2 protein-coding genes are annotated in these 2,315 nt (G+C 75.2%); both read right to left on the reverse strand.

Features of this window, described 5'->3' with window-relative positions:
* Positions 1-33: 33 nt before the first annotated feature.
* Positions 34-1,266 carry an MFS transporter gene (locus tag K6I33_RS34365; RefSeq protein ID WP_229358726.1) on the reverse strand — a complete coding sequence of 411 codons (1,233 nt, stop codon included), beginning with the start codon at positions 1,264-1,266 and terminating at the stop codon, positions 34-36.
* Positions 1,263-2,315 (reverse strand): IucA/IucC family protein (locus K6I33_RS34370; RefSeq protein ID WP_275126853.1); only part of this gene is annotated, 1,053 nt, incomplete at its 5' end. The genes K6I33_RS34365 and K6I33_RS34370, both read right to left, overlap by 4 nt.

Consider the following 2,315-nt stretch of genomic DNA (forward strand, 5'->3'; position numbering starts at 1 on the left):
GATAAGAGACAGGCAGTGGGGGCTGAGGACATTTCAGCGACTCCAGCGGAGGAGGACGGGCGTGCTGACGATCGCCGTCAGGGCTGCGACGGCGGATCCTGCGACGATGGGGGCGGCCGGGCCCCAGACGTCGTTGGAGAGGGCGGCGACCACTCCGGCGACGACGGCCCCGGCCTTGGATATGAACTCCAGGGTTCCGAACATCCGGCCGGGCCGGCGTCCCCGGCTGGCGTCGGCGGCGAGCGCGGAGAGGCTCACCAGGCCCAGGGTCATCCCGGCGCCCAGCAGCAGTCGCAGGACGACGAACGAGGCCATGGTCCCGGCGCCCCAGTGCCCGGCGAGGGCCACGGCGACCAGCCCGAATCCGGTGACCGCGCCCAGCAGCGGCCGGCCGGCCACGGCGGTGTGCACGGGCTTGGCGAGCAGCGGGTAGCACACGTGCGGGAGGGCGAAGAGCACTCCGCCGGCGACGGAGCCGAGCCCGGGCAGCCGCTGCCCGATCAGGGTGATCAGGTACGGGTAGGAGACGACGGTGGCGAGGACGAAGGCGAACTCCAGGGCGTAGAGGGTGCGCAGCGCCCCCGTGGCAGGGCTCGTCGGGTCCGCCGCCGTGTCCCCGCCGTCCCCCGCCGTTTCCCCGGTGTCCGGCGCCGGGTGTTCGTCCCGCCGGGTGCGCGGCGGTTCGGGGAGGGCGGCCAGCATCAGGGCGGCGGCCAGCGGCAGTACGGCGAGCACGGCGTACTGCCGGTGCGGGGTGATCCAGGGCGAGAGGGAGCCCACCACGACGGGCGCGGCCACGAGGGCGAGCCGGGCGGCGCCCTGCATCAGGGTGAGCGCCCAGGACAGCCGGTGGCCGTCGATGGCCGCGGCGAGGTAGCCGTTGGAGGCGGCGAAGGTGCCGCCGAGCACGCCCTGCAGCACGAGGGCGGCGGCGAAGGCGGGCAGGCTGTCCGCCCAGCCGGCGAGGACGAAGGAGACGGCGAGGCCCAGTTGGGCCCGCAGCAGCAGCCGCTTGCGGCCGTAGCGGTCGGCCAGCCGGCCCCACACGGGGGCGCACAGCGCGCCGAAGACGGTGGGCACGATGTACAGCAGCCCGGCCCAGCGGGCCTCGCGGTCGCCGAGGGAGGGCAGGATCTCGGTGAGATAGGGCGGCAGGCCGAGGGCCGCGAAGGAGGCGACGAAGTAGCAGGCGGCCACGGCGTGGATCTGCCGGGTGCGCAGGACGGCGGGCTCCCGCCGCCGCGCGGGTGCGAGGACGGTGCTCACCGGGCCGCCCTTCGCAGGTAGTTGGGCCCGTCGACGTAGTGCTTGTTGATGTCGGCGGCGCCCGAGCGCTCCTTGGTCAGCAGGGTGCCGGCGGTGATCATGGCCTTGACCGGCAGCCGGTCGGCGTCCAGGACCCTCGCGCGCAGCACGGCGGCTGGGCCGGGCGCGATCCGGCCGAGCGCCTCGGCGAGTCGCTCGCGCAGCTGCCGCAGCCAGGGCTCCAGGCCGCCGCGGCCCAGGTGGGCCAGTTCGAAGGCCAGGGCGCCCGCGCACAGATGGACGGTGATGGTGGCGAAGACGTCGGCGACCGGGCCGTCGCCGGCCACGAGGATGCGCCGGTCGTCGAAGCCGAGGAGGTCGGCGGCCTCGCCGCCGAGCCGGGCGGCCAGCCGGACGGAGTGCACGCGCGGCCCGTCGTTGTCCTTCAGCAGCAGCCGCATCCGGGGCCGTCCGTCGGTCTCGTCGAGGACCACGGAGGTGTTCTGCTGGTGGGACTCCAGGGCTATGCCGTAGGAGAAGAGGGTGGTGTGCCAGTCCAGGAGCAGGGTCAGATAGGCGTCGACCAGGGCGACGAGGGAGCCGCCGTAGTAGCGCTCGGCGAGGGCGTCGGCGACCAGCCGCCCGTCGGGGGTGCGGGCGAGCAGCCCGGCGACGGTGACCACATGGGCGTTCCCCAGGCCCGCCGGGTAGCGGCGGACCAGGGCGGCCAGCAGTTCGTGGCCGGCGCCGAGGTGGGTGCGTTCGTCGGCGAGGAGCACGCTGCCGGCGAAGCGCGGCTCGCGGGCGATGATCTCCTCCAGGAGCCGCTGGCCGGTCTCGCCGTCGAGCAGGGTGCCGGGCTTGATGGTGCGCCGGTTGCGCAGGCCCAGGGTGGCGGTGGCGAGCGGCAGCTTGAGGTGGGTGGTGGGGTCGTCGGCGACGGCCACGGTCCGGGTCGACAGGGTGGGGATCACCTCCAGCCGGGGCTTCTCGGCGAGGTGGGCGGATCCGGCGAGGCCGGTGGCGCGCAGCGCCCCGGCGAGCGGGCCGCGGGCGGTCAGGGGGTGGAC

Source organism: Streptomyces sp. UNOB3_S3 (assembly GCF_020740895.1).
Lineage (GTDB): Bacteria > Actinomycetota > Actinomycetes > Streptomycetales > Streptomycetaceae > Streptomyces.